This window comes from Candidatus Hodgkinia cicadicola (assembly GCF_002774925.1).
In genome coordinates this window covers 1-938 of record NZ_NXGO01000077.1, presented here as the reverse complement: position 1 = coordinate 938, position 938 = coordinate 1, and the positions used below count along the sequence as shown (strand labels likewise).

Sequence of the window (938 nt, the reverse complement as noted above, 5' to 3'; positions counted from 1 at the left end):
TTAAATAAAATTAATCTTAATTTTTTTTAAATATAGGAAGTGAGCAGTATTTATATTGATTTAATTTAAATAAATATTTGATTTAATTTAATTTTATCAGTTGTTATAAAAACAGCTAAGATCAAAGAGGATGGTAATTTTCTTCTGCTCTGTACATTTTTTACAACTAGGTACTCATTTTATGATGGTCCACCATTTGCGACTGGATTGCCTCATTATGGCCACATTTTAGCAGGAGCCATTAAGGATGTTGTGACTCGTTATGCTCACCAGTGTGGATTTCATGTTGAAAGACGGTTTGGTTGGGACTGTCATGGCCTTCCAGTTGTGAGTAACATATGATACTTATTCAGAGTTAAGGTTGGTTATTAATCATATGTTTATGTAAATAATTATAGAACTTTATTACAAAATCTTAGTTTCTCTTTTTTATAAGATAAGATATAAAAGTTTATAAAGGAAGGTGTAGGCGTATGTAATTATTTTAGCATGGCATTGTAAGTTATTTATTTGTGTCAGCCAGTTATTGTAGATCACACTGGAGATCAAAGATGCCACACACACTATTATATTTAGTATGTAATAGACTTTGGGCGTAGACTACACAGTCAACGACAACATGTAGTTGACTATGAGATTAAGTTACAAACACTTTTTCAAATTTATTGTACACAGATTGGGCGATAGGAGAACTGTGTACTTTTTTGACAATTTTTTTTTATGACTCAGGAATTTGAAATTGATAAATCATTGGGGATAACAGGACCTGATGACATAGAGAAAATGGGAATAGCAGCATATAATAAGGAATGTCGCAGTATTGTTATGCGTTATGCAACAGAGTGGGAAACAATTGTTACACGAATGGGTCGTTGGATTGGTGAGTAAAAATTAGATCAGTACATAGCAGTAAATTACGATTGAATTTACTAACCAAT

The 938-nt window shown here is 31.6% G+C and carries 2 protein-coding genes; both read left to right on the top strand.

All coding sequences use genetic code 4. From position 1 onward, the window contains the following. Positions 1-69 precede the first annotated feature (69 nt). Complete coding sequence (locus MAGTDC_RS05980) at positions 70-372, top strand: class I tRNA ligase family protein (RefSeq protein WP_414173066.1); 303 nt, start codon at positions 70-72, stop codon at positions 370-372. A 348-nt stretch (positions 373-720) separates the two neighbouring features. Next, positions 721-888, top strand: coding sequence for a class I tRNA ligase family protein (locus MAGTDC_RS05975; protein WP_146656969.1), 168 nt, complete (start codon positions 721-723; stop codon positions 886-888). Positions 889-938 lie beyond the last annotated feature (50 nt).